This window comes from uncultured Gemella sp. (assembly GCF_963519265.1).
Taxonomy (GTDB): Bacteria; Bacillota; Bacilli; order Staphylococcales; family Gemellaceae; genus Gemella.
The window spans coordinates 1-2,687 of the sequence record NZ_CAUQNQ010000145.1 but is presented as its reverse complement, the minus strand read 5'-3'; the positions used below and the strand labels follow the sequence as shown (position 1 = coordinate 2,687).

Annotated in this window: 3 protein-coding genes; 1 reads left to right on the top strand and 2 read right to left on the bottom strand. The window is 33.4% G+C overall.

Features of this window, described 5'->3' with window-relative positions:
• The coding region (locus RWN11_RS08180) for an iron-containing alcohol dehydrogenase family protein (protein ID WP_314161242.1) at positions 1 to 1,040 on the top strand (1,040 nt) is incomplete at its 5' end.
• A 53-nt stretch (positions 1,041 to 1,093) separates the two neighbouring features.
• On the opposite strand, the gene RWN11_RS08175 is transcribed toward RWN11_RS08180, so the two are convergent.
• The gene (locus RWN11_RS08175; RefSeq protein WP_314161241.1) at positions 1,094 to 1,669 is read right to left on the bottom strand and encodes a DJ-1 family glyoxalase III; all 576 of its coding nucleotides are present in this window, start codon (positions 1,667 to 1,669) and stop codon (positions 1,094 to 1,096) included.
• A 355-nt stretch (positions 1,670 to 2,024) separates the two neighbouring features.
• The gene (gene hpf / locus RWN11_RS08170) at positions 2,025 to 2,570 is read right to left on the bottom strand and encodes a ribosome hibernation-promoting factor, HPF/YfiA family (protein WP_314161240.1); all 546 of its coding nucleotides are present in this window, start codon (positions 2,568 to 2,570) and stop codon (positions 2,025 to 2,027) included.
• Positions 2,571 to 2,687 lie beyond the last annotated feature (117 nt).

Below are 2,687 nucleotides of genomic sequence, written 5' to 3'. Positions count from 1 at the left end.
GTGAATATATTTCAGGAAGTGGGGCATTGTCTGCACTTGATAATAGATTAGAAGGGTTTAAGACTCCTTTGATTGTTACTGGGGAAAAATCTTACGCAGCATTTACAAAGTTTTATAAAGGAAATAGAGAGTTTAGAGTAGCAAAATATGATGGTTCTGCATCTTTTGAAGACATGCAACGCATTGCTGATGAATATGGAGAAGGTGTTGACGTAGTTCTTGGAGTAGGAGGAGGACGTGTTATCGACACTGCCAAAGGTGTAGCGCAAAACTTAAATGTTGAGTACATGACAGTACCGACAGTAATCGCAACTTGTGCACCTTATGCACCTGTAGCAGCCGTTTATCACCCAGACCATACATTTAGAGAGGTAGCATATTTTAAACGTACAGCATATGCTTGTGTCGCAGACTTAGACTTATTATTAGAATCACCAAAAGAATACTTCGTAGCTGGTATTGGTGATACTTTAGCTAAATGGTATGAAGCAGTAGTATTAGTAGAGAGAAATAACAAGTTTAATGATCCATTTGTAAGAATGGGATTAGAAGCTGCTAAAATTACTCGTGATGTTCTTCTTCGTGATGCTAACGGTGCATTAGAAGCTATGGAAAAAGGTGAAGTTACTGAAAGCTTCAAAAATGCTGTAGATACAGTATTTGCTATCTCAGGGTGTGTTGGATGTTTCGGTGTTCACTACGGACGTATGGCAGGAGCTCATGCTGTGCACAATGGTATGAGTTTAGTTAAAGAAACACATTCTGTACTACACGGAACAAAAGTATCTTATGGTATCTTGGTTCAATTACTTGCTGAAGGTAAGAGAGAAGAAGTGGAGAAACTTGTTCCATTCTATAAAGCTAATGATCTAGCTTATAATTTAGCTTGTGTTAATGTAACAGAAGATGTTGAAGAAAAAATGCAAAAAATTGCTGAGTTTGCAGCTAGTGAAAAAGAAACATTTAAACTTGCGGTTGATGTTTGTACACCAGAAGTTGTAGTAGCTGCAATGAAAGAATTAGAAGAATTAACAAAATAATTAAATGATAAAAGACCTCGGATGCTTTAATCTGAGGTCTTAATTTTTGAGTTTTATAAGTTGTTTTTTAATACTGGAACTAGCATACCCTCACTAATATTTTGGGCAGTATCATCTTGAAGTAGGTAATTAACGATTTCATAACCGAATAGAATAGCTACTGCTGGTCCTTGAGCAGTGATTACATTTTTATCAACGATTACCGCTTTTTCGTTATTGTATATTTTGCAGTTTATTTCTTTGTCGAATCCTGGGTAAGAAGTCACTTCTTTATCTTCTAGAATTCCCGCTTTGCTTAGTACGATAGGAGCCGCGCAGATGGCAGCAACTAACTTACCAGCGTTATACATTTCTTGATAAAATTTAATTATTTTCTCATTATCACGAAGTAAGGTACTTCCAGGCATTCCACCTGGGATTACTATTGCATCATAATTAAGAATATTATTGATATCATTAATTTTTTTATCTACTATTATTTTCACATTATGTGAGCTAGTTATATAGTCTTCGTTGTTTGCAGAGATTAGATCAACGTGAATATTTGCACGACGTAGTATATCTAGTGGTGCAATTAACTCTAATTCTTCACTTCCATTTTCAACGAATAAAGCAACTTTTTTAGTCATAAAAAATCCTCCTAATGGGTATTGTATATAGTTATAGAAACTAATTGGATACAATAAAATTAGTCTACTCTTAAAATATTCTTCTAAAGTACTCTATAGTGGTGATAACAAAATTGAACTACAATTTTGTAAGGAGTAAAGAGACTGTAGGCTCTTTTACTAGCTGGAGAATCCATTTTTTATGTGGTATCATATAAAAAATTAGTCGGAAGCGTCCTTCACCACTATAAGAGTATAAAAAAATACAAGAGAAATTCTATACCTATTTTATTTCTTTATTTTAATTTTATTGTATTTGCAAAGAAAAATCAACCACCTACGGAAGATGGTTGATTATGTTTAAACTCAATATTAATTATTTAGAAATTTCTAATACTCCGTATCCAGTGTCACGGCGTTTATATACTACAGAAATTTCATTTGTAGTGTTATCTAAGAATGCGAAGAAATCGTGTCCTAGAAGTTCCATTTGGAATACAGCTTCTTCCCTTGTCATAGCTTCAACTTTAAGTTGTTTTACTTTACCAAGGTCTAATGCAGTTTCTTCTGTTTCTTCTAACTCGCTAGTAAGGATGTTTTCTTCAGCGAATCCTTTTTCACGACCTTTTCTATTGATTTTAGTTTTGTGTTTTCTCATTTGACGTTCAAGTTTGTCAACAACTAAGTCAACAGCAGCGTATAAATCATCGTTAGTTTCTTCAGCTCGAAGTGTTACTCCTTTAAGAGGTACAGTTATCTCGATTTTTTTCTTATTATTTTTATATACTTTAGCATTAGCGTAAACGTTTGCTTCTAAACTGTCAGCAAAGTATTTTTCTAATTTAGAAACTTTATTTTCAATATACTCTCTAATTGCTTGAGTAATTTCTAAATTTTCTCCTCGTACTTGATATCTTAACATTTTAAAGCACTCCTTTCATAAAGTAGTCTAGCTACTTTATAGGGGGTTCCCCCTTCTTTTATAGTTTTATTATACCACTTTTTGATAACGTTAGCAATATAGTTTGCATAAAAATGT

What these genes read in the sequence shown, in the direction of transcription:
- RWN11_RS08175 (WP_314161241.1), bottom strand. Translation starts at nt 1,669, where the DNA reads ATGACTAAAAAAGTTGCTTTATTCGTTGAAAATGGAAGTGAAGAATTA.
- hpf (WP_314161240.1), bottom strand. Translation starts at nt 2,570, where the DNA reads ATGTTAAGATATCAAGTACGAGGAGAAAATTTAGAAATTACTCAAGCA.